This is a genomic window from Pseudomonas sp. E1MeOHC2 (genome assembly GCF_058745025.1).
Genome location: NZ_CP196675.1, coordinates 1,740,586 through 1,766,699, shown reverse-complemented (window position 1 = coordinate 1,766,699; position 26,114 = coordinate 1,740,586). Strand labels below are relative to the sequence as shown.

At 64.5% G+C, this 26,114-nt stretch carries 25 protein-coding genes; 7 read left to right on the top strand and 18 right to left on the bottom strand.

Going from position 1 to position 26,114, the window contains the following annotated elements:
- Positions 1-92: 92 nt before the first annotated feature.
- Complete coding sequence (locus ACSSU5_RS07885) at positions 93-1,364, bottom strand: Hsp70 family protein (RefSeq protein ID WP_492560951.1); 1,272 nt, start codon at positions 1,362-1,364, stop codon at positions 93-95.
- Between the two features lie 164 nt (positions 1,365-1,528).
- Between ACSSU5_RS07885 and cbpA the strand changes: the two genes are divergently transcribed.
- Both cbpA and ACSSU5_RS07875 read left to right on the top strand, forming a co-directional pair.
- Positions 1,529-2,485, top strand: a complete 957-nt coding sequence (cbpA, locus tag ACSSU5_RS07880) for a curved DNA-binding protein (RefSeq protein ID WP_264311394.1) — start codon at positions 1,529-1,531, stop codon at positions 2,483-2,485.
- Between the two features lie 2 nt (positions 2,486-2,487).
- On the top strand, positions 2,488-2,793 hold the full coding sequence (locus ACSSU5_RS07875) for a chaperone modulator CbpM (RefSeq protein ID WP_264311395.1): 306 nt from the start codon (positions 2,488-2,490) through the stop codon (positions 2,791-2,793).
- 261 nt (positions 2,794-3,054) lie between these two features.
- Here ACSSU5_RS07875 and ACSSU5_RS07870 read toward each other — a convergent pair whose 3' ends face one another.
- The 17 genes from ACSSU5_RS07870 to cbiE all read right to left on the bottom strand — a co-directional run bounded on the left by ACSSU5_RS07870 (position 3,055) and on the right by cbiE (position 20,686).
- Positions 3,055-3,570 carry a GNAT family N-acetyltransferase gene (locus tag ACSSU5_RS07870; RefSeq protein ID WP_492560950.1) on the bottom strand — a complete coding sequence of 172 codons (516 nt, stop codon included), beginning with the start codon at positions 3,568-3,570 and terminating at the stop codon, positions 3,055-3,057.
- A 31-nt stretch (positions 3,571-3,601) separates the two neighbouring features.
- Positions 3,602-4,300, bottom strand: coding sequence for an urea ABC transporter ATP-binding subunit UrtE (gene urtE / locus ACSSU5_RS07865; RefSeq protein WP_264311397.1), 699 nt, complete (start codon positions 4,298-4,300; stop codon positions 3,602-3,604).
- A 144-nt stretch (positions 4,301-4,444) separates the two neighbouring features.
- Positions 4,445-5,302, bottom strand: a complete 858-nt coding sequence (urtD, locus tag ACSSU5_RS07860; RefSeq protein WP_492560949.1) for an urea ABC transporter ATP-binding protein UrtD — start codon at positions 5,300-5,302, stop codon at positions 4,445-4,447.
- The gene (gene urtC / locus ACSSU5_RS07855) at positions 5,299-6,378 is read right to left on the bottom strand and encodes an urea ABC transporter permease subunit UrtC (protein WP_492560948.1); all 1,080 of its coding nucleotides are present in this window, start codon (positions 6,376-6,378) and stop codon (positions 5,299-5,301) included. The genes urtD and urtC overlap by 4 nt, the downstream gene beginning before the upstream one ends.
- Positions 6,378-7,865: an urea ABC transporter permease subunit UrtB gene (urtB, locus tag ACSSU5_RS07850; protein WP_492560947.1), complete on the bottom strand. Its 1,488-nt coding sequence runs from the start codon at positions 7,863-7,865 to the stop codon at positions 6,378-6,380. Before urtB ends, urtC begins: the two co-directional genes overlap by 1 nt.
- Positions 7,866-7,994: 129 nt before the next feature.
- Positions 7,995-9,260 (bottom strand): urea ABC transporter substrate-binding protein, encoded by a 1,266-nt coding sequence (gene urtA, locus ACSSU5_RS07845; RefSeq protein WP_492560946.1) that lies wholly within the window; start codon positions 9,258-9,260, stop codon positions 7,995-7,997.
- Between the two features lie 185 nt (positions 9,261-9,445).
- The gene (gene cycA / locus ACSSU5_RS07840) at positions 9,446-10,852 is read right to left on the bottom strand and encodes a D-serine/D-alanine/glycine transporter (protein ID WP_492560945.1); all 1,407 of its coding nucleotides are present in this window, start codon (positions 10,850-10,852) and stop codon (positions 9,446-9,448) included.
- 205 nt (positions 10,853-11,057) lie between these two features.
- Positions 11,058-12,422: a PepSY-associated TM helix domain-containing protein gene (locus ACSSU5_RS07835; RefSeq protein ID WP_492560944.1), complete on the bottom strand. Its 1,365-nt coding sequence runs from the start codon at positions 12,420-12,422 to the stop codon at positions 11,058-11,060.
- Positions 12,423-12,480: 58 nt separating this feature from the next.
- Complete coding sequence (locus ACSSU5_RS07830) at positions 12,481-14,547, bottom strand: TonB-dependent copper receptor (RefSeq protein ID WP_264311404.1); 2,067 nt, start codon at positions 14,545-14,547, stop codon at positions 12,481-12,483.
- Positions 14,548-14,613: 66 nt separating this feature from the next.
- Positions 14,614-15,045: a DUF2946 domain-containing protein gene (locus ACSSU5_RS07825; protein ID WP_492560943.1), complete on the bottom strand. Its 432-nt coding sequence runs from the start codon at positions 15,043-15,045 to the stop codon at positions 14,614-14,616.
- Between the two features lie 23 nt (positions 15,046-15,068).
- Positions 15,069-15,554: a copper chaperone PCu(A)C gene (locus ACSSU5_RS07820; protein WP_492560942.1), complete on the bottom strand. Its 486-nt coding sequence runs from the start codon at positions 15,552-15,554 to the stop codon at positions 15,069-15,071.
- 46 nt (positions 15,555-15,600) lie between these two features.
- Complete coding sequence (locus tag ACSSU5_RS07815) at positions 15,601-15,990, bottom strand: DUF2946 domain-containing protein (RefSeq protein WP_264311407.1); 390 nt, start codon at positions 15,988-15,990, stop codon at positions 15,601-15,603.
- Positions 15,991-16,216: 226 nt separating this feature from the next.
- Complete coding sequence (locus ACSSU5_RS07810) at positions 16,217-17,071, bottom strand: SPFH domain-containing protein (protein WP_264311408.1); 855 nt, start codon at positions 17,069-17,071, stop codon at positions 16,217-16,219.
- A gap of 26 nt (positions 17,072-17,097) precedes the next feature.
- Complete coding sequence (locus ACSSU5_RS07805) at positions 17,098-17,535, bottom strand: NfeD family protein (protein ID WP_264311409.1); 438 nt, start codon at positions 17,533-17,535, stop codon at positions 17,098-17,100.
- A 130-nt stretch (positions 17,536-17,665) separates the two neighbouring features.
- The gene (locus ACSSU5_RS07800) at positions 17,666-18,391 is read right to left on the bottom strand and encodes a cobalt-precorrin-6A reductase (protein ID WP_492560941.1); all 726 of its coding nucleotides are present in this window, start codon (positions 18,389-18,391) and stop codon (positions 17,666-17,668) included.
- A complete protein-coding gene (locus ACSSU5_RS07795) occupies positions 18,388-19,482 on the bottom strand; it encodes a cobalt-precorrin-5B (C(1))-methyltransferase (RefSeq protein ID WP_492560940.1) in 1,095 nt (364 codons plus the stop codon). The genes ACSSU5_RS07800 and ACSSU5_RS07795 overlap by 4 nt, the downstream gene beginning before the upstream one ends.
- Positions 19,475-20,686, bottom strand: a complete 1,212-nt coding sequence (gene cbiE / locus ACSSU5_RS07790) for a precorrin-6y C5,15-methyltransferase (decarboxylating) subunit CbiE (RefSeq protein WP_492560939.1) — start codon at positions 20,684-20,686, stop codon at positions 19,475-19,477. Before cbiE ends, ACSSU5_RS07795 begins: the two co-directional genes overlap by 8 nt.
- A 214-nt stretch (positions 20,687-20,900) precedes the next feature.
- On the opposite strand from cbiE, the gene cobG reads away from it, so the two are divergent.
- From cobG to ACSSU5_RS07765, 5 genes are all read left to right on the top strand, one after another.
- A complete protein-coding gene (cobG, locus tag ACSSU5_RS07785) occupies positions 20,901-22,232 on the top strand; it encodes a precorrin-3B synthase (protein WP_492560938.1) in 1,332 nt (443 codons plus the stop codon).
- Entirely contained in the window at positions 22,225-22,851 is a 627-nt protein-coding gene (locus tag ACSSU5_RS07780) for a precorrin-8X methylmutase (RefSeq protein WP_039613543.1), read from the top strand. The genes cobG and ACSSU5_RS07780 overlap by 8 nt, the downstream gene beginning before the upstream one ends.
- Positions 22,848-23,582: a precorrin-2 C(20)-methyltransferase gene (locus ACSSU5_RS07775; protein WP_492560937.1), complete on the top strand. Its 735-nt coding sequence runs from the start codon at positions 22,848-22,850 to the stop codon at positions 23,580-23,582. Before ACSSU5_RS07780 ends, ACSSU5_RS07775 begins: the two co-directional genes overlap by 4 nt.
- On the top strand, positions 23,570-25,267 hold the full coding sequence (cobJ, locus tag ACSSU5_RS07770; RefSeq protein WP_492560936.1) for a precorrin-3B C(17)-methyltransferase: 1,698 nt from the start codon (positions 23,570-23,572) through the stop codon (positions 25,265-25,267). Before ACSSU5_RS07775 ends, cobJ begins: the two co-directional genes overlap by 13 nt.
- A 101-nt stretch (positions 25,268-25,368) precedes the next feature.
- A complete protein-coding gene (locus ACSSU5_RS07765; RefSeq protein ID WP_264311416.1) occupies positions 25,369-26,058 on the top strand; it encodes a hypothetical protein in 690 nt (229 codons plus the stop codon).
- Positions 26,059-26,114: the final 56 nt, after the last annotated feature.

The following is a 26,114-nucleotide window of genomic DNA, read 5'->3' as shown; positions in this document are numbered from 1 at the left end:
CCACAGGTACACCACAGTGTTCAAGTACAGTGGAGTACCAGTGGGAGCGGGTTTGCCCCGCGAAGAGGCCCACTCAGGCGGTAGAGAAAACCTCAGGCTGTCCCGTACCGCTTGCGCGCCTCGATCGCCAACCCGCTACCAATGCTGCCGAAGATATTGCCTTCCACATGCCGCGCATTAGGCAGCATCGCCGCCACGCTGTTACGCAGCGCCGGAATCCCGCTCGAACCGCCGGTAAAGAACACCGTATCCACCTGCTCTTCGCTCACCCCGGCCTTGTTCAGCAGCTCGCTGACGCTGCCGCGCACGCGCTCCAGCAGGCCATTGATGGCGTCTTCGAACACCGCGCGGGTCAGCTGTGCCGTCAGCTCAGGCTCTACCCGGCGCAGGTCGATGTGGCGGCTGTCGTGCTCGGTCAGCTCGATCTTGCTGGCTTCCACTTCCATCGCCAACCAGTGGCCAGCACGTTGCTCAATCAGCTGGAACAGGCGGTCGATACCCAGGGTGTCCTCGATGTCATAGCGCATGTTGCCCAAGGCCAGCTGCGACTTTTGCGAATACAGGGCGTTGATGGTGTGCCAGGTGGCCAGGTTCAGGTGGTAGCTGGTCGGCATCAACGCGCCGCTCTTCATCCGGCTGCCATAGCCGAACAGCGGCATCACGCCCTGTAGGCTCAGCTGCTTGTCGAAATCGGTACCGCCAATGTGCACACCGCCGGTGGCGAGGATATCGCTTTGGCGTTCGGCCACCAGGTGGCGCTCGGGCGACAGGCGGATCAGGGTAAAGTCGGAGGTACCGCCGCCGATATCGACGATCAGTACCAGCTCTTCACGGCTGATGCTCGACTCGTAGTCGAAGGCTGCGGCAATCGGTTCGTACTGGAACGACACGTCCTTGAAACCGATCTTGCGCGCCACGTCGGCCAGGGTGTCCTCGGCTTCCTGGTCGGCGGCCGGGTCTTCATCGACAAAAAACACCGGGCGACCCAGCACGACTTGCTCGAAGCTGCGCTCGGCGGCAGTTTCGGCGCGCTTTTTCAGCTCGCCGATAAACATGCCCAGCAGGTCCTTGAACGGCAGGGCGCTGCCCAGCACGCTGGTGTCGTGCTTGATCAGCTTGGAACCGAGCAGGCTCTTGAGCGAGCGCATCAGGCGGCCTTCGTAGCCTTCCAGGTACTCGTGCAACGCCAGGCGGCCATACACCGGGCGACGCTCCTCGATGTTGAAGAAGACCACCGAAGGCAGGGTGATCTTGCCGTCTTCCAGGGCAATCAGCGACTCGACACCGGGGCGGTGCCAGCCGACCGTGGAGTTGGAGGTGCCAAAGTCGATGCCAAGGGCGCGGGCCGGGGATACGTCAGACATGGGAAAAAAACTTCCGGAGGCAAAACGGCCGCGCAGTTTATGCCAGTTGGCAACAGAATCAAGACCAGTCGTCTGCCATGCAGCAATCCCAAGCGGGCCTTGAAAGGCTATGCTTGACCCCTATCTTCAGTTGCAACACGCAAATTCACATTGGTGATCCATAAATGGACTTCAAAGACTATTACAAGATACTCGGCGTAGAGCCCACGGCGGATGACAAGGCCATCAAGGCCGCGTACCGCAAGCTGGCACGCAAGTATCACCCCGATGTCAGCAAGGAGCGCGACGCCGAGGACAAATTCAAAGAGGCCAACGAGGCCTACGAAGTGCTGGGCGACGCGCAGAAACGTGCCGAATTCGACGAGATCCGCAAGTACGGCGGCCAGCATGGCCGGCCGTTCCAGGCACCGCCAGGCTGGGAAAACCGGGGCGGTGGTGCGGGCGGTGGTTTCGAAGGCGGCGACTTCTCCGACTTCTTCAGCTCGATTTTTGGCGCACGAGGGGGCAGCCCGTTTGGCGGCGCCCGGCAACAGCGCAGCGCAGGCAGGCGAGGGCAGGACGTGGAGCTGGAACTGGCGGTTTTCCTTGAGGAAACCCTGAGCAAGGAATCCAAGCAGATCAGCTTCCAAGTGCCGCAAACCAATGCCGCCGGGCAGCGCACCGGGTTCACCACCAAGACCCTGAACGTCAAGATCCCCGCCGGGGTGACCGACGGCGAGCGCATCCGCCTCAAGGGCCAGGGTGCACCAGGCAGTGGCGGCGGGGCCAATGGCGACCTGTTCCTGACCATTCGCATGGCACCGCATCCGCTGTTCGATGTCGAAGGTCATGACTTGATCATCACGGTGCCATTGGCACCGTGGGAGGCTGCGCTGGGCGCCAAGGTGGCGGTGCCGACCTTGGACGGCAAGATCAACCTGACCATCCGCCCCGACAGCCAGAGCGGCCAGCGCCTGCGTGTGCCGGGCAAGGGCCTGGCCAACAAGCACGGCGAGCGTGGCAACCTCTATGCGCAGCTCAAAGTGGTCATGCCGACTGCATCCGACGCGTCTACCCGTGAACTGTGGGCCAAGCTTTCCGAGACGGCCGCGTTCAACCCGAGGGCACAATGGAGTAAGTGATCATGAGCAGCACCCTGATCGTTCAACTGGACATGCGCACCCTTTGCCAGGAGGCCGACATCACGGCCGACTACGTGGTCGAGATCGTCGAGCACGGTATTGTTGAACCGAAAGGGCGAACGCCGGAGGACTGGCTGTTCGATGATCAGGCGCCGCTGCTGGCCAAGCGGGCGGCGAAGCTGCACCAGGAGCTGGAGCTGGAGTGGGAAGGCGTGGCGCTGGCGCTGGAGCTGTTGCAGGAAGTGCAGCAGTTGCGCAGTGAGAACAGCATGCTGAGGCAGCGGCTGGGGCGGTTTACCCAGATGTAGATGTGTTTGCCTGTCAGGGCCTCTTCGCGGGGCAAGCCCGCTCCCACAGTAACTCCACTCACTCTGAATGCAGTGGGGTACCTGTGGGAGATGCTCAAGCAGCGGCTGGGGCGGTTTACACAGATGTAGATGTGTTTGCCTGTCAGGGCCTCTTCGCGGGGCAAGCCCGCTCCCACAGTTACTCCACTCAATCTGAATGCAGTGGGGTACCTGTGGGAGCGGGCTTGCCCCGCGAAGAGGCCGGTGCAGGCAGCATAAAGCTTAAGCGGGCTCAGCCCCTGGATTCAGCACCAACTGCATGAAGGTCAAATCCAGCCACCGCCCAAACTTCACCCCCACCTGCGGCATCTGCCCGGTCACCACGAACCCCAGCCGTTCGTGCAGGCGTACCGACGCCGCATTGCCACTTTCGATCGCCGCCACCATCACATGCTTGCCACAGCCCCGCGCGCGCTCGATCAATGCGACCATCAACTGCGGCCCCAGGCCTTTGCCGCGCTGGTCGCCACGAATGTACACCGAGTGCTCCACGGTGTTGCGAAACCCTTCGAACGGCCGCCAGTCGCCGAACGATGCATAGCCCAGCACGCCCGTCTCATCTACCGCCACCAGAATCGGGTAGCCCTGCTGTGCGCGGGCCTCGAACCAGGCCTGGCGGTTGGCCAGGTCCACCGGGGTTTCGTTCCAGATCGCCGTGGTGTTACGCACGGCGTCGTTGTAGATGTCGAGGATGCCCTGCACGTCGGCGGGCAAGGCGTCGCGAATTTCCTGGCTCATTGCAGCGTCTCACAAGGTCGATGGGCGCAGATTAAATGGTTACCAGCCCGCGTACACCTTCTGCCTGCATGTTTTCCCCGCGCCCGCGCTGGATGATCTCGCCACGGGCCATTACCAGATACTGGTCGGCCAGTGCTTCGGCGAAATCGTAGAACTGCTCCACCAGCAAGATGGCCATGTCGCCACGTTCGGCGAGGCGCCGGATGACCGCGCCGATTTCCTTGATCACCGAGGGCTGTATGCCTTCGGTGGGCTCGTCGAGGATCAACAGGCGTGGCCGGCTGGCCAGCGCTCGGCCAATGGCCAGCTGTTGCTGCTGGCCGCCGGATAAGTCGCCGCCCCGGCGCTGTTTCATTTGTTCGAGTACCGGGAACAATTCGTAGATGAAGGCGGGCACTTCACGGGCCTCGCGGGCGGGGAAGCGCGACAGGCCCATCAGCAGGTTTTCCTCGACGGTCAGGCGCGGGAAGATCTCGCGGCCCTGGGGCACATAGGCAATGCCGGCCTGGACCCGTTGCTGGGGCTTGAGCGTGGTGATCGGCTTGCCTTCCCATTCGACGCTGCCTTCGCGGGCGGCGACCAGGCCCATCAGGCAGCGCAGCAGGGTGGTCTTGCCCACGCCGTTGCGGCCCAGCAGGCAGGTGACTTCGCCGACCTTGGCCTCGAAGGACAGGCCGCGCAGGATGTGGCTGCCGCCGTAGTATTGGTGCAGGGTGTCGATTTTCAGCATGTCATGTCCCTGTTTTTTACTCTGGCTGCACCGGCCCTTTCGCGGGGCAAGCCCGCTCCCACAGGTACACCACAGTACCCAAATCCAGTGGTGTACCTGTGGGAGCGGGCTTGCCCGCGAAAGGGGCGGAACAGGCTGCGAAGATCATCGGCCCAGATACACCTCGACCACGCGTTCATCCGCCTGCACCTGCTCCAGCGAGCCCTCCGCCAGCACGCTGCCCTGGTGCAGCACTGTCACATGGTCAGCAATGCTGCCGACAAACCCCATGTCATGCTCCACCACCATCAGCGAATGCTTGCCGGCCAGGCCCTTGAACAGTTCAGCGGTGAATTCGGTCTCGGCATCGGTCATGCCGGCCACCGGCTCGTCGAGCAGCAACAGTTGCGGCTCCTGCACCAGCAACATGCCGATCTCCAGGAACTGCTTCTGGCCGTGGGACAGCAGCCCAGCCTGGCGCTGCGCCAGAGGCTGCAAGCGCAGGGTGGCGAGCACCGCGTCAATGCGCTGCTGCTGCTCACCACTCAAACGCGCGGCCAGGCTGGCCCACACCGACTTGTCGGCCTTCAGCGCCAGCTCCAAGTTCTCGAACACCGTCAGCGCTTCGAACACCGTCGGTTTCTGGAACTTGCGGCCGATACCGGCCTGGGCGATGTGGTATTCGCTCATGCGGGTGAGGTCGAGGGTGTCGCCAAAGAATGCGCTGCCGGTGTCGGGGCGGGTCTTGCCGGTGATCACGTCCATCATGGTGGTCTTGCCCGCGCCGTTGGGGCCGATGATGCAGCGCAACTCGCCTACGCCGATGTACAGGTTGAGCGCGTTAAGGGCCTTGAAGCCATCGAAGCTGACGCTGATGCCTTCCAGGCTCAGCACCGTGCCGTGGCGGGTGTCCAGGCCCGCTGTGCGGCGGCTGCCCAGGCCGATGGCGTCACGGCCGCTGCCGAGGTTGTCGAACACCGGTTCAAGCATGAACTCCGGGTGCACAGGGGGCACGCCTCTCATGGCTGGCTCCTTTTCTTCAGCAGGCCGACCACGCCCTTGGGCAGGTACAGGGTGACGAGAATGAACAGCGCACCGAGGAAAAACAGCCAAAACTCGGGGAACGCCACGGTGAACCAGCTCTTCATGCCATTGACCAGGCCGGCGCCGAGCAGCGGGCCGATCAACGTGCCACGCCCGCCCAGGGCGACCCACACCGCGGCTTCGATGGAGTTGGTCGGCGACATTTCGCTGGGGTTGATGATGCCCACCTGAGGCACGTACAGCGCGCCGGCCAGGCCACACAGCACGGCGCTGAGCACCCACACCAGCAGTTTGAAACCGCGCGGGTCATAGCCGCAGAACATCAGGCGGTTCTCGGCGTCACGCACGGCGGTGAGCAAGCGGCCGAATTTGCTTTGGGTCAGGCGCCAGCACAGGTACAGGCTGGCCAGCAGCAGGCCGACGGTGAGCAGAAACAGCACCGCGCGCGTGCCTTGCGCGGCAATGTCGAAGCCGAGAATGGTGCGAAAACTGGTGAAGCCGTTGTTGCCGCCAAACCCCGTTTCGTTGCGAAAGAACAGCAGCATGCCGGCGAAGGTCAGGGCCTGGGTCATGATCGAGAAGTACACGCCCTTGATCCGCGAGCGGAAGGCGAAAAAGCCGAATACCAGTGCCAGCAAGCCCGGCGCCAGCACCACCAGGCACATGGCCCAAGCAAAGTGCTGGGTGCCGGCCCAGTACCAGGGCAGTTCGGTCCACGACAGGAAGGTCATGAAGCCCGGCAGCCCGTCCCCAGCGGCCTGGCGCATCAGATACATGCCCATGGCGTAGCCGCCGAGGGCAAAGAACAGACCGTGGCCCAGCGACAGCAGCCCGGCATAGCCCCAGACCAGGTCCAGGGCCAGCGCGACGATGGCGTAGCAGAGGATCTTGCCGACCAGGGTCAGGGTGTAGGCCGAGACTTGCAGCGTGTGGTCCGCCGGCAGCAGCGACAGTAACGGCAGCGCCAGCAACAGCAGGACGACGACGGCGCCGATGGCCAGCGACAGGCGCGGCCCGGCTTTTTGCGAAGCGGTGACAAGCAGTGGCTGGTTCATCAGTCGATTACCCGTCCCTTGAGGGCGAACAGGCCTTGCGGGCGCTTCTGGATGAACAGAATGATCAACGCAAGGATGAGGATCTTGCCAAGCACCGCACCGATCTGCGGCTCCAGCAGCTTGTTGGCTATCCCTAAGCCGAAGGCGGCCCAGAGGCTGCCGGCCAGTTGCCCGACACCGCCGAGCACCACCACCAGGAACGAGTCGATGATGTAGCTCTGGCCCAGGTCCGGGCCAACGTTGCCGACTTGGCTCAGGGCCACACCACCGAGCCCGGCGATGCCCGAACCCAGGCCGAAGGCGAGCATGTCGACGCGCCCGGTGGACACGCCACAGCAGGCGGCCATGTTGCGGTTCTGGGTCACTGCGCGCACGTTCAGGCCAAGCCGCGTGCGGTTGAGCAGCAGCCAAGTGAGCAACACCACGGCGAGGGCGAAGCCGATGATCACCAGGCGGTTGTACGGCAGCACCAGATTGGGCAGCAGTTGAACACCCCCGGACAACCACGCCGGGTTGCTGACTTCGACGTTCTGCGCGCCGAACAGCAGGCGGATGGCCTGGATCAGGATCAGGCTGATTCCCCAGGTCGCCAACAGGGTTTCCAGTGGGCGGCCGTAAAGGTGACGGATCACTGTGCGTTCCAGCGCCATGCCGACCCCGGCGCTGACGGCGAAGGCTACGGGCAGGGCAATCAGCGGGTAGAACTCGATCGCGCCGGGGGCGTAACGCTGCAGCAGCACCTGGACCATGTAGGTGCTGTAGGCGCCGAGCATGAGCATCTCGCCATGGGCCATGTTGATCACCCCGAGCAGGCCGAAGGTGATCGCCAGGCCTAAGGCCGCCAGCAGCAGGATCGAGCCCAGCGACAGGCCGCTGAAGGCCTGGCCGAGCAGTTCGCCGACCATGAGTTTGCGTTTGACCTGGGCCAGGCTGGTTTCAGCGGCGGTGCGCACGGCTGCGTCGGTTTCCGCGTCGGGTTGCAGCAGGGCCTCCAGACGCGTGCGGGCGACCGGGTCGCCGGTCTCGCCCAGCAGGCGCACGGCGGCCAGACGTACAGCAGGCTCGCTGGCGCCCAGTTGCAGGTTGGCCAAGGCCAGGCCGAGGGCGGCGTGTACCGCTGCGTCCGGTTCGTTGGCAAAGCGGCGGTCGAGGAAGGCCATCTGTGCAGGCTGCGCGCTCTTTTGCAGTTGCTGGGCGGCGGCCAGGCGTGTGTCGTGGTTGTCGCTGAGCAGTTGGTGGCTGGCCAGCGCGTTGTCGATCAGGCCGCGCAGGCGGTTATTCAGACGCACCTTGCGGGTGTCGCCTTCGGCGATGCGGCCCTGGCGCAGGTTGTCCAGCAGCGGTAGGCGCGCGGCATCGGGTTGCGCCGCCCAGCCTTCGAGCAAACGGGCTTGCTCGGCGGGCTTGGCGGTGAGGAAGAATTCGCCCTCGCTGGCCTGGGTTGCCAGGGGTATGAGCAGGAGCAGGGTGAGCAGGAGTCTGAGCATGCGAGTAATCCTGGAAATCGGCGGTGGATTCTTCGCGGGACAAGCCCGCTCCCACAGTGGACCTGTGTAAAGCAATCCCTGTGGGAGCGGGCTTGCCCGCGAATGGGCCGCAGCGCGGCCCCCGTGCTCTCAGTTACCTTTCACTGCATAGTCCGGGCGTTTGTCGTTACCCGGAATGAACGGGCTCCAAGGCTGTGCGCGCAATGGCTGCTCGGTTTCCCAGACCACGCTGAACTGCCCGTCATCCTGGATCTCGCCGATCATCACCGGCTTGTGCAGGTGGTGGTTGGTCTTGTCCATGGTCAGGGTGAAACCGGACGGGGCTTGGAAGCTCTGGCCAGCCAACGCCTCGCGCACCTTGTCGATATCGGTGGACTGGGCTTTCTCGGCCGCCTGCGCCCACATGTGGATGCCCACGTAGGTGGCCTCCATCGGGTCGTTGGTCACGGCTTTGTCAGCGCCGGGCAGGTTCTTGGCTTTGGCGTAAGCCTTCCAGTCGGCGACGAACTTCTGGTTGACCGGGTTATCCACCGACTCGAAGTAGTTCCACGCCGCCAGGTGGCCCACCAGCGGCTTGGTGTCGATGCCGCGCAGCTCTTCTTCGCCTACCGAGAACGCCACCACCGGCACGTCGGTGGCCTTCAGGCCCTGGTTGGCCAGCTCCTTGTAGAATGGCACGTTGGAGTCGCCGTTGACGGTGGAGATGACTGCCGTTTTGCCGCCGGCGGAGAACTTCTTGATGTTGGCGACGATGGTCTGGTAGTCGCTGTGGCCGAATGGCGTGTAGACCTCTTCGATGTCCTTGTCGGCTACGCCCTTGCTGTGCAAGAAGGCGCGCAGGATCTTGTTGGTGGTGCGCGGGTAGACGTAGTCGGTGCCCAGCAGGAAGAAACGCTTGGCGCTGCCGCCGTCTTCGCTCATCAGGTATTCCACGGCAGGGATGGCCTGCTGATTAGGCGCGGCGCCGGTGTAGAAAACGTTCGGCGACATCTCTTCGCCTTCGTATTGCACCGGGTAGAACAGCAGGCCGTTGAGCTCTTCGAACACCGGCAGCACTGACTTGCGCGACACCGAGGTCCAGCAGCCAAATACCACCGCCACCTTGTCCTGGGTCAGCAGCTGGCGGCTCTTCTCAGCGAACAGCGGCCAGTTGGACGCCGGGTCGACAACCACCGCTTCGAGCATCTTGCCGTTCACCCCACCCTTGGCGTTGATCTGCTCGATGGTCATCAGCGCCATGTCCTTGAGCGACGTTTCGGAAATGGCCATGGTCCCCGACAGCGAATGCAGGATGCCGACCTTGATGGTCTCGGCGGCCTGAATGCTCCAGCTAAGGCCCATCGCCGCAATCGATGCGCTGAGGGTAAAGGCCTTGATCAGACTGCGACGCTTCATGTGCTCTCTCCGCTGAGTTTTTATCGTGTTGGCCAAGCGGGAGGGGCGTTGCAAGGGGTGTGCCGAGTGGCAGAAGGTGCGAAATAGAGAGGCTGTGCGAGGAAATAGGGCGTGGAGAAGGCCCAGGATGGTGCCTGAATGATTCGCGTGCACAGCATTGGGGCCGCGCGGCGGCCCCAGTGTTATCAGCCGTTACGCACCGCCGTGCGTGGATGGCGCTTGCTGCGCACACCCTGGTAGGTCACTGCCAGCAGCACGAACCAGATCGGCGTAACCAGCAAGGCCGAGCGGGTGTCCGCCTCCAGGCTCAGCAGCACCAGAATGCCGGCAAAGAACGCCAGGCACACGTAGCACATGAAGCGCCCGCCGGGCATTTTGTACTTCGACGCTTGGTGCAGTGCAGCACGGCGTTTGCGGTAGCTGAGGTACGACAGCAGGATCAGCGTCCAGACGAACATGAACAGCACCGCCGACACCGTGGTGATCAGGGTAAACGCCTCGACCACGTCGGGAATCAGGTAGATCAGCACCGCGCCCAGCAACAGGCAAGTGCAGGAGAAGTACAGGCCGTTGGCCGGTACCGCGCGGCTCGACAGTTTTTCCAGTGCCTTGGGCGCGTCACCTTCCTGGGCCAGGCCATAGAGCATGCGGCTGGTGGAGAACACGCCACTGTTGGCCGACGAGGCTGCCGAGGTCAGTACCACGAAGTTGATGATGCTGGCCGCTGCTGGCAGGCCGGCCAGCACGAACAGCTCGACGAACGGGCTCTTGCCCGGTACCACGTCGCGCCATGGGGTCACGGCCATGATCGCGATCAGCGCCAGCACGTAGAACATGATGATACGGATCGGGATCGAGTTGATCGCCCGTGGCAGCGTGCGCTCGGGGTTCTTCGCTTCGGCGGCGGTGGTGCCGACCAGTTCGATACCGACAAAGGCGAACACGGCAATCTGGAAACCGGCGAAGAAGCCCATCAGGCCGTTGGGGAACATGCCGCCGTCATTCCATAGGTTGGCCAGTTGCGCGGTGCGCCCGCTCGGCGATTCGAAGCCGGTGATGACCATGTACAGGCCGGTGGCGACCAGGCCGAGGATGGCGATGATCTTGATCAGGGCGAACCAGAACTCCATCTCACCGAACATTTTCACGGTCACCAGGTTCAGTGACAAAAGCACTGCCACGCAGGTTAGCGCGGGTATCCACTGCGGCAGGTCCGGGAACCAGAATTGCGTGTAGGCGGCGATCGCGACCACGTCGGCGATACCGGTGACTACCCAGCAGAACCAGTAGGTCCAGCCAGTGAAGTAGCCGGCCCAGGGGCCGAGCAGGTCTGCCGAGAAGTCGATGAACGACTTGTAGTTGAGGTTCGACAGCAGCAGTTCGCCCATGGCGCGCATGACGAAGAACAGCATGAAGCCGATGATCATGTAGACGAAGATGATCGATGGGCCGGCGAGGCTGATGGTCTTGCCCGAGCCCATGAACAGGCCGGTGCCGATGGCGCCGCCGATGGCGATGAGCTGAATGTGGCGGTTGGTCAGGTTGCGCTGCAGATGCTGCTCTTCAGCGGGCGGGGAAGAGGTCCGGGTCATTGGCTGCATTCCATTGAGGGTCAGTCTTTTTTTGTGAAAGCCAAGTAGGCTAACACGGGCGTCCCAATTCGGGGCGCGACAGATCGACACGACCTTTGCGGTGCAGCGCCTGGCCTCTTCGCGGGGCAAGCCCGCTCCCACAGCAACGCGAGACCTGTGGGAGCGGGCTTGCCCCGCGAAGAGGCCGGTATGCTCAATACTGCAATCAGGCGCTGGCCATCACCCTACGCCGCACCACCAAGCTGTCCACCCCCCACATCACCACCATCGATACCCCCACCAGCGGGAACATCACCCCCAGCGCCACCATCACCCCAACAGCCGTTTTCCAGCGCGGCAAGTCATGACGCAGCGGCGGCACACCCAGCCCGCCCGCGGGCCGGCGTTTCCACCACATCACCAGGCCACTGACCGAACCCAGCAGGATCATCAGACACACCAGCAGAATGATGATCTGGTTAAACGCCCCGAACATCTTGCCTTCGTGCAGCATCACGCCCAGTTCGGTAGCCCGTGCAACCGGGCTGTAATCCTGCCAGCGCACGTCGGCCAGTACCTTGCCGGTGTACTGATCGACATGCAGGGTGGCGTCGTTACGCGGGTCGTCAGCGAATACCGCGACAGTGAACACGCCGTCTGCCGTCGTCGGCAAGGTGATGCTGTAGCCCGGCGCCACCTGGCGCGCAGTGGCAATGTCCTCGACCTGTTGCACGCTCACCTGCGGCGCCGCCGGGGCGTTCGACATCATGTGATGCCCGGCATGTTCGGCATGTGCGCCGGACTGCGGCATGGGGGTGTTCTCCACCGCCCAAGGCACGGTCTGACGATGGGCGCTGTTGAGCTCCCGGGCCTGCTGGTCGGATTTGGGCACGTCGTTCCACATCGCTGCCGGGAAGCGGTTCCACAAATCGGCATACTGCTTGCCCCACATGCCCGTCCAGGTCATGCCACTGAGCAGCATCAACAGCAGCAGGGCCGAGCCCCAGAACCCCGTCACCGCATGCAGGTCACGCCACAGCAGCCGACCGCGCGCGGAAAAACGCGGCCACAGCACGCCAGCGCTGCTGCGCCCGCGTGGCCACCAGAGATACAAGCCGGACACCACCAGCACGATGCCCCAGCCCGCGGCCAGCTCCACCAGGCGATCGCCCACCGTGCCAACCATCAATTCGCCATGCAGGGCGCGGGCAACCGCCTGCAAGTTCTGTTTGCCATCCTGCTCACCGAGCAGCTTGCCGCTGTAGGGGTCGACGAACACGTTCAGTTCGCGCCCGCCGTCATGCACCACGAACTGCGCGCTGCGCTCGGCATTGAGGGGCGGCAGGTATTGGCCGACATGGCCTTGCGGATACGCCTGGCGTACCTCGGCGAGCAGGGTGTCTGCGGCCTGTCGGTGGTGGCCGGCTTCGACCACCATCAAGTCGCGGTACAGCAGCGGGTCGAGCTGCGGCTTGAACAAGTAGATGATCCCGGTGATCGCCAGCAGGATCATGAACGGGGCGACGAACAGCCCCGCGTAAAAGTGCCAACGCCAGGCCAGGTTGTAGAAAGACACGCGTGTTCCGCTCATGGGAACCTCCTGTTTGACCAGGTGAGGGGCGCGACCGTAGCCGCGCCCATTGTTATTGTCAGAAGCTGAAATCGACCTTGGTCCAGAAGGTCCTGCCTGGCTCGTTCACCGGCTGTGGGTCTGTGGCCGGGTAGCCGAACCCGGCGTTCCCGGCCAGGTTCAAGTGCTCGGCGTAGGTTTTGTCGAACAGGTTGTCGACCCCTGCGCTGAGCTTGAGGTTGTTGTTCACCTTGTAGGCACCATTGAGCGAGAACACGCCGAAGCCTGCGCTCTTGTCGTAGTCCTTGCCGACTACGTTGCCCTGGTTTTCGGCGATGCGGTTTTGCGCGGCCACCAGCCGCCACAGCGCACCGACACTCCAGACGTCGCGGCTGTAGGTCAGGCCCAGACGGCTCTCCAGGGGTGGCATTTGCGGTAGCGCTTTGCCATCACTGCTGTTCTTGCCCCAAGCGTAGGCCAGGGTAGCGTCGGCCTTCCAGTTTTCGCTGAGCTTGTAAGCGGCACCCAGCTCGCCGCCCATGATGCGGGCGTCGATGTTCTGGGCCTGGGAGGTGCTCATGCCCATCATGCCGGTGCGGTAGTCGAACAGGATGTAGTCACGGATCTGCCCGACATAACCCGAGGCCCAGGCTTCCAGGCGCGCGTCGCGGTACTGGATGCCGAAGTCGAGCTGGGTGGTCTTCTCTGGCTTGATGCCGTCGAAGGCATTGGCCGCGCCGGCTGGCGCCAGCTTGGGCGAGAACAGCTCCCAGTAGTCGGGGAAGCGCTGGGCGTGGCCGAGGCCGATGTAGGTGGTGGCCGGGATCGCTGCCAGGTCGTGCTCGTAGCGGATGAAGCCGCTGGGCAGTGTATCGGCGCGGGTATCGCCTTCGGTGGCGACGCCTTGGCGAAAATCACGGGCCGAGGCACGGTCGAGGCGGGCGCCGGAGATCAGCCGGTCTTCGCCGCTGACGTACCAGGTCAGCTCGCTGAAGGCACCGTAGTTATGGAAGTCGGCATCTTTGGTCCACGCCTGGCCCTTGTGCGCATCGACGCCCATGCCACCGCGCTTGCGATGCTCGTTGGTCTGCGCATCGATGCCGCTGACCAGTTGCACGTCAGCCCAGCGCCAGGTCGCCTTGACCCTGGCGCCCATGGTGCGGCGGTCGACGTTGCTGACCATCGGCATGCCCATCATGCCGCTGCCGGAGGGCGTGCGCAGGCTGTAGTTGTCCATCACGTGGTCGGCGTAGTTGTAGTAGACCTGTGCCTCGACCTTGTCGAGCACCTCGCCGAGGTTGGACTTCTCGAAGCGCAGCCCCAGGCTCTCGCGCTTGAACTGCGAGCCGTCCATGCCGCGCCCGGCATAGCGTGCTTCGCCATCGCCCTTGCCGGCGGTGAGTTCCAGCAGGGTGTCCGGGTCGGGTGTCCAGCCGAGGGCTACATCGCCGTTCCATTTGTCCCAGCGCGACGGCACGGTGTCATCGTTGCCGTCGTGGTAGTCGTCCGAGCGCGACTGGTTGCCGACGAAGCGGGCATAGCCTTGGCTGTTGCCGGCGGCGGCGTCGAGTACCTTGTCGAAGCGGCCATTGGAGCCGGCCAAGAGGCTTGCGTTGACACGGCTGCCCAGGGTACCGAACTTTTCCGGCTCGCGTTCGAAGAGGATGGTCCCGGCGGAACCGCCAGGGCCCCAGATCACGCTTTGCGGGCCTTTGATCACGGTCAGGCGGTCGTAGGTTTCCGGCGAGATGTACGAGGTCGGTGCGTCCATGCGGTTAGGGCAGGCACCCAGCATGACGCCGCCATTGGTGAGGATGTTCAGGCGCGAACCGAACATGCCGCGCAACACCGGGTCGCCGTTGGTACCGCCGGAGCGGATAGCCGAGAAACCAGGGATGGTCTTGAGGTAATCGGCACCGTCGCTGGCAGGTACGGGTTGGCGTGGGTCTTTCGGGTTGGTGACCACGGTCAGCGGCGAGCTGGGCGCCACAGCGGTGATCACCGTCGGGCTCAGTTCGGGCGCGTCGTGCACGTGGCCTTCATGGCCAAGGTCGGTGGCCAGGGCCATGGGCGCAATCAGCGAACCGCACAAGGCGGCGATGGTCCCGCGCAGGGACAGGGCAAAAACAGGGGTGCAGCCAGACATAATGATTCCAGTCGATCAGTCATGGGTGTGCGCGAAGCCTCCTGGCTCCGTGCGGACAATGTGGTTTCAGACGCTGATCGAGGAAGGCGGCGCGCGGCTGCGCGCGCCAGGGAATACAGCCTGCCGGGCATGCCCCTGGCGCGTGGGGGCAATCAGGTGGGTGGAGGGGGCTACGACGCCGGCACTGAGCGGGCTGAGGGTTTGTGGCAGTGCGGGGCAGTTGAACAGCAGGCTGCAGTAGCCGCACTTTTCCCACATCACATGCAGCTGGCCGTCGTCGCCATGGCCGTGATGTGAGTCTGCGCCATGCTCATGCTCGGTGGACATCGACATGTCCATCGGCATGCTCATGCCGGCGTGGTGATCCATCGGCATCGACTGGGAAATCAGCGGGCCGATGAAGATCATCCACATGGCGAACAGGCTCAGCCAGCCGCCACCGACGCGCCTGCGTTCAGGGCGGGTGGTACGGCTGGTGCTGTTGCGCGGCAGGCTCATGGCGAGTGCCTGTCAGCTAATGGTCAGTGCGCGTGTTCGTGGGCCTGGGGCTGGCCCGAGGGCGCCTCTTTCTGCACGGCGACTTCGACGGTGACGTCACCGGCTTTCTCGAAGTGCAGAGTCAAAGGGAAACGCTTGCCGTCGCTGAGCAGGCTGCGGTCCTTGGGCTGCATCAGCATCACGTGGTAGGCGCTGGGGGCGAAGGTCACGTCCTTGCCGGCGGGCACCACCACGTTGGGCACCTGTTGCATCTTCATGGTGCCGCTGGCTGTCATGGCGTGCTCGTGCAACTGGGCGTCATCGCTGATGGGGCTGTCGACACTCAGCAGGCGGTCATCGGCCTGGCCTTTGTTGTGCACGACGAAATACGCGGCGACGTTGGGGGCATTCGGTGGCAGTTGCAGCGACCAGGGGTGCGCGATGTGCAGGTCGCCCACGGTGTATTCGTGGGCTGTGGCGAAGGCGCTGGGCAGCAGCAGGGCGGCCACGACGAGAGCTTGCTTGAGCATGGTGAGTCTCCGATCTGTTCAGGTTCAGGCAGACAGCGTGAGTAACTCAGACCAGGGGAGAGGCACGGGGATTGAGCGCGGGCCATAACTGGCGCGGCGTGGGTTGGTAGTCGGCAAGCTGCGGCGAATGCCCCGCGGTCATTGTCGGCGGGTTGTGCAACTGCGGCGGGTAGCCCGGTAAAGCCAGCAGCGGCGCGGCACCGGAGCAGCACCAGCAGTTCATCATGCTGGCGCTGTCATCGCTTTGCGGGCCGAGGTCGATTTTGGCCAGGGCCTGGACGTCGACTTTGGCCTTGTTGGCCATGCTGGAACAGAAAGCCCCCCACAGCAACTGCTCGGCCGGGCCCTTGGGCGCGGCAGAGGACAGCGGCATGGCCAGCAGGTTGAACAGCACTGCTAGGCAGGCTATCCAGGCAATGTGCCGACGTGGGGGCATGGAGAGATCCGGTCAGGAATCGTGGCGGGTATTGTAAGGCGGAGTATAGGTAAAAAAGGCGGGGTGCGGTGAAGTGACGCAGTTGGTGGTGGTTTCTGGGGCTGCTCTGCAGCCCATTCGTGGGACAAGCCCGCTCCCACAGGCACAGCGCTGACCTCTGGAGTTGCGCAGTTCCTGTGGGAGCGGGCTTGTCCCGCGAATGGGCCGCAGAGCAGCCCCGACATTCTCAAGCCTTGTTGCGGCCCATCAAGCCGCGCACGGTCTCCTGCAGGTCCGCTGGCAACACCACGACTTTGGCATTGTCGCTGCTGGCCAGGTTCTCCATCGCCCCGATGTACCGTTCGCCCAGCAAGTACATGGCCGGCACGGTCTCGTTACCCACCGCCTCTTTTACCAGCGAGATCGCCCGCGCCGAAGCCTCGGCCAGGTTGATCTGCGCCTCGGCATCCAGCTTGGCCGATTGCAGGCGTGCTTCGGCTTCGAGGATCGCCGCCTGTTTGGCACCTTCGGCGCGGGTCACGTCGGCCTTACGCTCACGCTCTGCTGCCGCCTGGCGCTCCATGGCCAGTTGCATGTTCTCGGATGGCTTGATGTCCTGGATTTCCACCGAGCGCACGGTCACGCCCCAGTCTTCGGTCTGCTCGGACATCGCCTCGCGCAGGCGGGCCTTGATCTGCTCACGGCTGGACAAGGCTTCGTCCAGGTCCATGGCACCGACGATGGCACGCAGCGAAGTCATGGTCAGGCTGGTGACGGCGAAGGAGAAGTTCTGTACGCCGTAAGAGGCCTTCTGCGGGTCGACCACCTTGGCGAAGCACAGGGCATTGGCAACGATCACCGCGTTGTCCTTGGTGATGATTTCCTGCTGCTGCACATCGAGGATGATGTCTTTGGTGGGCAGGCGATAAGCGACCACGTCCACGTAGGGAATGACGATGTTCAGGCCGGGCTTGAGGGTGTTGTTGTAGCGGCCCAGGCGCTCGACGATCCATTCTTCGCCCTGAGGCACGATGCGCACCCCCTTGAACACGGTGATCAGGACGAACAGGGCGAGGGCGCCCACGACGATAAGGCTGGTCATGATACGAACTTCCTTTTTGTACGGATTCAGGCCCGGATGACGCGGGCGGTATTGCCTTCGATGGCGGTAAGGCGCACACGCTCGCCGGACGGGATGTCAGTGTCGGCGACGCAGGTCCATTCCTCATTGCCGAGGATCGGCTTCTGGAAACGCACGCGGCCTTTCTGAAACTCGGAAACGCTGGCGGTCAGCAGGCCGACTTCACCGATCACGCTGTCGGCTGTCCAGCGCACATCTGGCTTTTTGCGCCGAAACACCTTGAACCACAGCGCAGTGGTGGCTGAAGAAAGCAGCACCCACAGCAGCATCTGCATATCCAGTTGCAGGCTGGGCGCGGCGAGCGAGATGAGCGAAACCAGCACGGCACCGATGCCGAACCAGAGAATGAAGAACGTGGGCAGGACCAGTTCGAGCAGGGTCAGCGCGATACCGAAGACCAGCCAGATCCACCATTGCATGTCCATATGAATGAAGCCTTCCGGGGGAGAGGGCTGAAGTCTAAGGCAGAGGGGCCGCCATAGGCTATTCAAGCGGCATGTGAACCGTCTGAACTTCGTGTCAGAAAAGGGGAGTTGCCCAGCGCCTGCCGCAGCGTTAGCCGTTGGGGCTGAGTGCTGCAGTCAAATCAGCAGGTGAGCTGAATGTCCGATCGACTCCCAGAAGTTCCGGCCGGCGCAGAATCAACACCGGCACCCCTAGCTCCCGCGCCACGTCCAGCTTTGGCTCGGTCGCTACGCTGCCGCTGTTCTTGCTGATCAGCACATCGATCTTGCGGCGCGCGAACAACGCACGTTCGTCTTCAATGCGGAAGGGCCCGCGTGCGCCGATCACTTCGCAGCGTTCGTTACCGGGGCAGGCCTCCAGTGCGCGCAAGGTCCAGAACTGCTCCGGCGGGATCTCTGCCAGATGTTGCAACGGCTCACGCCCCAGCGTGAACAGCGGTCGCCGGAACGGCGCGAGTGCTTCGATCAGCCCCGCCCAGTCGTCCACTTCGCGCCAATCGTCACCCGGCTGTGCCTGCCAGGCGGGGCGGCGTAGCGCCCAGCAGGGAATACCTGCGCTACGCGAGGCAATGGCGGCGTTGCGGCTGATTTGCGCGGCATAGGGGTGGGTGGCGTCGATCAGCAGGGTGATGCCCGCCTCACGCAGGTACTGGGCGAGGCCTTCAGCACCGCCATAGCCGCCGACGCGCACCTGGCAGGTCAGGTCCTGCGGTACGCGGCCGATGCCGGCCAGGCTGTACACGTGCTGTGGGCCTAATTGACGGGCAATGGCCAGGGCCTCGGTCACACCACCCAGCAGCAGGATGCGCGCCGTCATTGCACACCTGCCTGCCCAACGATCCCGCCTTGGCGGTTGATGGCAAACACCTCGACTTGCACCTGCGCTGGGACCACGCTGCGGGCGAAGGCCAGCGCGTGTGCGCAAACGGCGTCGCCCAGGGCGATGCCAGCGGCATGCGCCAGCGCCAGGGCTTGCTGGCTGGTGTTGGCGGCGATGATCGCGGCCTGAAGGTTTGCGTCGGCGCCGATATCCGCCGCCCAGCCGGCCAGTTGTGGCAGGTCGATGCTCGAATGGCGGCTGTGCAGGTCCATGTGCCCGGCGGCAAGCTTGCTGATCTTGCCGAACCCCCCGCACAGGCTCAGGCGCGGCACCGGTACCTTGCGCAGGTGCTTGAGCACCGCGCCGACGAAGTCGCCCATTTCGATCAGGGCGATTTCCGGCAGGCCGTAGACCCGGCGCATGGTGTCTTCGCTGGCGTTGCCGGTGCAGGCGGCGATGTGTGTGTAGCCGTTGGTGTGGGCGACGTCGATACCTTGATGGATCGAGGCGATGTAGGCCGCGCAGGAAAACGGCCGGACGATGCCGCTGGTACCCAGGATCGACAGCCCGCCGAGGATGCCCAGGCGCGGGTTCATGGTTTTGAGTGCCAGCAGTGCTCCGCCCTGCACATTGACCGTTATTTCGAAGCCGCCGTGGTAGGCACACTCCTCAGCCAAGCGTTGCAGGTGTTCGCCTATCATGCGCCGGGGCACCGGGTTGATGGCCGGTTCGCCCACCGCCAGCACCAGCCCGGGGCGTGTCACGGTACCGACGCCTTCGCCGGCAACGAAGCGCACGCCGGGCTCCGCCAGCAAACGGACCTGGCTGAACAGCAGGGCACCATGGGTCACATCCGGGTCGTCGCCGGCGTCCTTGAGGGTGCCCGCTTCGGCACGTTCGCCCTCGCGACGGCAAAACTCCAGGCGCATCTGCACCACCTTGCCCTTGGGCAGGGTGATGCTCACTGCATCGCTGCAGACGCCGGTCAGCAACAGACGCGCCGCCGCGAGGCTGGTGGCGGTGGCGCAGCTGCCGGTGGTCAGGCCGCTGCGCAGCGGTGCGGGCTGTTCGTGGGTTTCTTCACGCATCGGCGGGCTTCACCACGTCCAGCAAGGTGATCGGCAGTGCCTGGCGCCAGGTGTCAAACGCCCCCAACGGCTGTGCCTGGGCAACATGAATCCGGGTCAGTTCGCCACCGTGACGTTCGCGAAAATGCGCCAGGGCCAGCTCGCTTTGCAGGGTTACCGCGTTGGCCACCAGCCGCCCACCGGGGCGCAGGCGCTGCCAGCACAGGTCGAGTACGCCTTCACGTGTCACCCCGCCACCGATGAAGATCGCATCGGGCTGCTCAAGGCCTGCCAGCGCCTCGGGCGCCTTGCCGCGGACCAGTTGCAGGCCGGGCACGCCCAATGCATCGCGATTGTGTTCGATAAACCCCTGGCGCCCTTCGTCGGCCTCGATGGCCAGCGCACGGCAGGCGGGGTGGGCGCGCATCCACTCGATGCCGATCGACCCACAGCCTGCGCCCACGTCCCACAGCAGCTCGCCGGGTTGTGGCGCGAGGCGGGCCAGGGTGATAGCGCGGACATCGCGCTTGGTCAGTTGGCCGTCATGCTCGAAGGCGGTGTCCGGCAGCCCGGCTACCCGTGCCAGGCGCGGTGCATTGGGCGCGGCGAGGCACTCGATGGCCACCAGGTTGAGCGCTGCAACCTGAGCGTGAGGCCAGTCCTGGGCGCTGCCCGCCCGTTCACGTTCCTCGGTGCCACCGAGGTGTTCGAACACGCGCAGGCGGCTTGGCCCGAAGCCACGCTCGCACAGCTGTGCGGCAAGTGCGGCGGGGCTGTCGCCGTCGTTGCTCAGCACCAGCAGGCGGGCGCCGGTGTGCAGCTGGGCATTGAGCGCCGCCAGCGGGCGGGCGACCACCGACACCACCTGCACATCCTGCAGCGGCCAGCCCAGTCGGGCGGCGGCCAGGGCGCAAGAGGACGGCATCGACAGCACCCGCATCTCGCTGGCGGGCATCTGGCGTGCCAGGCTGGCACCGACGCCGTAGAACATCGGGTCGCCGCTGGCCAGCACGCAAATGGGTTCGCCGCGCTGGGCGAGCACGGGCGCCAGAGAGAACGGGGTTGGCCAGCTTAGCCGCTCGCCGACCACGCAGCGCGGCAGCAAGGCCAGTTGGCGAGGGCTGCCGAAGATCCGCGAAGCGCCCAGCAGGGCACGCCGGGCCTGCTTGCCAAGGCCATTGAAGCCGTCTTCACCGATGCCTACTACTGTCAGCCAGGGTGCCATGTGTTTCAATCCGCCATTTCTGGGGCCGCTTCGCGCCCCTTCGCGGGCAAGCCCGCTCCCACAGGTGCAGCGTGATCCCTGTAGGGGCGGGCTTGCCCGCGAAGGGGCACGAAGCGGCCCCGGGTAAACAATAAGCTCGACCACCGGCTTTTCATGCCGCCGGACAAAGCAGGCATAATACCGCGCCTTCTACACTCAAGCGCACTTTCACAGATTGCCGGACACCTCTTTGAAGCAGGCTCATCCCTCCGACGTTTCACCTCGCCCCTCGGCTTGCCCGGGGTTGTGGCGCATCGTCAGTGCCCGTGACGGCGGGATTTGCCGGATCAAGCTGCCGGGCGGTCTGCTGCTGGCCGATCAGGCCGATGCGGTGGCCGAGGCCGCCGAGTGTTTCGCGGGCGGGGTGATCGAGGCCACCAACCGCGGCAACTTGCAGATCCGCGGTATCGGCAGCGACCATCGCGGCCTGGTCGCCAGGCTGCTCGCTGCCGGCCTGGGCCCGCGCGATGCCGCCGGTGACGATGTGCGCAACCTGATGCTCAGCCCGCTGGCCGGGCATGATCCGGCCATGTTGCTGGATGCCCGGCCGCTGGCAGGGCAGATCCTCGACATGCTGGAACGCACACCGCGTTTTCACCAGTTGTCGGCCAAGTTCGCCGTGCAACTGGATGCCGGCGAAGGCCTGGCGATGCTCGAACATCCTCATGATCTGTGGCTTTCGGCCCTGCATCTGGAACACCAGACGTGGTTGGCGTTCGGCTTGGCGGGCTGCCCGGCCGACGCTCAGGTGCTCGGTGCGGTGCCGTTGGCGCAGGGCCTGGCGCTGGTACGTGCGGTGCTGGAGCGTTTCCTTGACCTGGCGTCTGCGCAGCAATCGCGCATGCGCCAGTTGCTGGAAAACTGTTCGGCCAGTGTTTTCGTCGAAGGGCTCGGCCTGGACATCCGTCGTGATGCCGCCGTGCTCCAGTGGCGTCGCCCGCACAGCCAGCCCACATGGCTGGGTGTGCTGCCACAGGGCCACGGCCTCGCCCTGGGCGTGGCCCCGCCACAGGGCCGGTTGACCCCAGCGATGCTGCGAGGTGCCGCGCGCATCGCCCGCCACCTGGGTGACGGCAGCCTGCGCCTGAGCCCTTGGCAAAGCCTGGTGCTGACCAACCTCGACCCAGGCCATATCGAGCAGGCCCAGGGCCAACTGTCCGCATTGGGCCTGCTTTGCCACAGCCATGAGCCGCTGGCCCGTATCAGCGCCTGCACCGGCAGCCGTGGTTGCGCCAAGGCCCACGGCGAGACCAAGGCCGATGCCGTGGCCTTGGCCGCGCTGCTGGGCCCTGGCGTGCCAGGCAGCGTGCACCTGTCCGGCTGCCCCCGATCTTGCGCCGTGGCCCATGTTGCCCCGGCCACCTTGCTGGCCCGTTCACCGGGCCGTTACGACTTGTATGTGCGCGATGCGCGCCTGCCGGGCTTTGGCGCCCTGCGCGGCATCGACCTCACCTTGAACGAAGCAGGCGCCATGCTCGACCTGCCGACGGAGCACCTTGATGATTGACTACATCCGCGATGGTCAGGAGATCTATCGCAATTCCTTCCGGATCATCCGTGAGGAAGCCCGACTCGAGCGGATACCCGCAGACCTCGAAAAACTCGCTGTACGCGTGATCCATGCCTGCGGCATGGTCGACGCCATCGATGGCCTGCAGTTCTCCGAAGGCGCTGGCCGGGCCGGGCGTGAGGCGCTGCTTAACGGCGCGCCGATCCTGTGCGATGCGCACATGGTCGCCGAAGGCATCACCCGGGCCCGCCTGCCAGCAGACAACAAAGTCATTTGCACCCTGCGCGACCCAAGCGTGCCAGGCCTGGCCAAGGACGCCGGCAATACCCGTTCCGCCGTGGCCCTGGAGCTGTGGCGGCCGTACCTGGAAGGCAGCGTGGTGGTGATCGGCAACGCCCCGACCGCGCTGTTCTACCTGCTGGAAATGCTCGACGCTGGCGCTCCCAAGCCTGCGCTGATCCTCGGCTTCCCGGTCGGCTTCGTCGGTGCCGCAGAATCCAAGGCCATGCTCGCCGCCGACAGCCGTGGCGTGCCGTTTGTGATCATGCAAGGCCGCCTGGGCGGTAGCGCGATGGCCGCTGCTGCGGTCAACGCCCTTGCCACGGAGGTGGAATGATGGCGCCACGTGGACGTCTGCTCGGCCTGGGCGTAGGCCCCGGCGACCCTGAATTGATCACCGTCAAAGCGCTGCGCCTGTTGCGCGAGGCGCCGGTGGTTGGCTACTTCGTGGCCAAGGGCAAGCGCGGCAACGCGTTCGGCATCATCGAGGCGCACCTGCAGCCAGAGCAAACCTTGCTGCCGCTGGTCTACCCGGTCACCACCGAGGCCCTGCCGGCACCGCTGTCCTATGAACAGGTGATCAGCGACTTTTACGATGAAGCCAGCGTGCAGGTTGCCGAGCATCTGGATGCCGGCCGCGACGTGGCGGTGATCTGCGAGGGCGACCCGTTCTTCTACGGCTCCTACATGTACCTGCATGACCGCCTGGCGCAGCGCTATGAGACTGAAGTGATTCCCGGCGTCTGCTCGATGCTCGGGGGCGCCTCGGTGCTCGGCGCGCCGTTGGTGTACCGCAACCAGAGCCTGTCGGTGCTGTCGGGCGTGCTGCCGGCCGAGGAGCTCAAGCGGCGCCTGGCCGATGCCGATGCAGCGGTGATCATGAAGCTTGGCCGCAACTTCCCCAAGGTGCGTGGCGTGCTGGCCGAACTGGGCCTGGACGGGCGTGCGCTGTATGTCGAGCGGGCGACCATGGCCAACCAGAAGATCGTGCCGCTGGCGGACGTCGACCCGCAGTCGTCGCCGTACTTCTCGCTGATCATCGTGCCGGGTGAAAAATGGCAGGGATGAGCATGCACAAGGCGCCGGCAATCGTCATTCTGGGCCCCGGCAGCCTGGCCACGGCGCAGCGTATCCAGCAGCGTTATCCACAGGCAGTGATTCATGGCCTGAGTGGCCGGGTCGAGGGCGCCGATCAGTCTTATGCCTCGTTTGGCGACACCCTGCGCGCGCTGTATCAGCAGGACACCCCGATCATCGCCTTGTGCGCCGCCGGTATCGTCATCCGCAGCTTGGCCTGCGTGCTCAGCGAGAAAGGCGTCGAGCCGCCCGTGTTGGCGGTGGCGGAGGATGGCAGCGCGGTCGTGCCGCTGCTCGGTGGCTTGAGTGGTGTAAACGTGATGGCGCGCGAGATTGGCGAGGCACTTGGCGTGGCGGCTGCGATCACCACCAGTGGCGAGCTGCGCTTTGGCACCTGCCTGCTGAACCCGCCACAGGGCTATGCCCTGGCGGATATCGAGCAAGGCAAGCGCTTTGTCTCCGACCTGTTGGCCGGCGAGTCGGTACGCGTCGAAGGGGATGCGCCGTGGCTGGATCAGGCGCAACTGCCTGCCAGCGAGTCGGCCCAGCGCACCATTCATGTTGGCCATCAGGCGCGCCCGAGCAGTCGGGACGAGCTGCTGATCCATCCTCGGTCGGTGGTGGTTGGCGTCGATACCGGCAACCTGCAGAGCATTCGCGCAGCACTGCAGGATGCGGGCATTGCCGAGCAGTCGCTGGCCTGCTTGCTGGCGGGCGAGCTCGCCATGGCCGATACAGCCTTGCACGAGGCTGCACAGGCCCTTGGCGTGACGCTGCGTTTTGCGGCCAAGCCTGGCGATTTGCGCGGCATGGTTGCCCAGGCGCTGCCAGAGGCACAGTTGATTGAACAGGCGGATGCAGTCATCGCCGTAGCTTCGGCCCCCGTGGATGCCGAGCAGGTCGGCCACCGCCGTGGCCGGTTGGCAGTGATCGGCCTTGGCCCTGGCGCGGCCGAGTTGATGGTGCCGGCGGTCAAAGCCGAACTGGCACGCGCCCAGGACATTCTCGGCTACGAAACCTACGTGCGCATGGCCGGGCCGTTCCGTGCCGACCAGGTGCAGCATTGCACCGACAACCGCGAAGAGATGCAGCGCGCACGCCATGCCTTCGAGCTTGCTGCACAAGGGCGTTCGGTGGTGGTGGTGTCGTCGGGGGACCCGGGTGTGTTCGCCATGGCCGCGGCCGTGCTCGAAGCGCTGCACGCATCCAGCGACCCGGCCTGGCATCGGGTCGATCTGGAGATTCTGCCGGGTGTTTCGGCTTCGCTGGCAACCGCCGCCCAGGCCGGGGCACCGCTGGGGCACGACTTCTGTGTGATGTCGCTGTCGGACAATCTCAAACCTTGGTCAGTTATCGAGCAGCGCCTGGACCTGGCCGCTCAAGCCGACCTTGTGTTGGCGTTCTACAACCCGATTTCCCGGTCACGGCCGTGGCAGCTGGGGTGTGCCCTGGACATCGTGCGCCGGCACCGAAATGGGACAACGCCTGTAGTCCTTGGCCGCGACATCGGTAGGCCTGGGCAGACGCTCAAGGTCGTCTCCCTGGCCGAGCTGGTGCCAGAAATGGTCGACATGCGCACCATGGTCCTGCTGGGCTCTTCCACGACCTGCCAGTTCCCGAGGGCCGATGGCACGCAGTGGGTGTACACCCCGCGTTGGTACCCGACAGCCAATTGAGGCACCGAGGGAACCTGTTCATGCCTGTTCCCTGCTGGTTTACGGCATAGGGTGAAGGCCCCTCGACGATACCCGTCGGGGGCCTTCAAAGGACCCTGCACATGACCGATGAAACCACTATCAGCGGCAACAGCATTGCCGTTGTCGAACAGTCGCTGCTGGCGCTCAGCGCAGGCATGTCGGCGCAAAGCCGGCGCGATGCCAAGACCACGTTCCAGTTTGCTTCCCGCGTGGCGTCCAAGCTGCATGACCGCGATGGCGAATCCGAAGCCTGGTTCAACAAGTTTCTGGAAGTGATGCGCACCTTGGGTTGGGTGGTGGGTAAGCGTTCCTACGAGCGCGACTACGACCAGAGCCTGTCGCTGACGCTGGGGCCGATTGCCTTCAAGGTCGCCAGCGCCGCAGGTAAGGCATTGCTCGGTGGGCCACTGGGTGAGGCCATGGCAAAGCTGGCGGGCGATGCCATCAGCGCGTTGGGAAATATCGAGGAAGCCCAGAAGATCTACCAGCAAAATCTCAAAGGGCATCCGGTCTCGACCACGGGGCTGGGGGCCTGTATCGAAACGCCCGAAGGCGAACTGTTCATGCTGGTCAACGCCTTCAGTGCCTCGCCGAGCGAAAACGACCTCAATACCACAGTGTTCGAATGGAAGAGCGCCAGTAAGGACCGCTACTGTGGCTCGGCTGTGCTCAGTTTCAACGAAGTGGTCTACAACGACGCGGTTCGTGAGTCGATCGAGCAAAAGCTGATCAACAAGGCCGTCAAGGCAGCCAGCGAATTCGAGATCTGACACAACAGCGGGGCTTTCGGGCCCCCTTTTTCAATGTGTTTGAACGTCGAGGTATT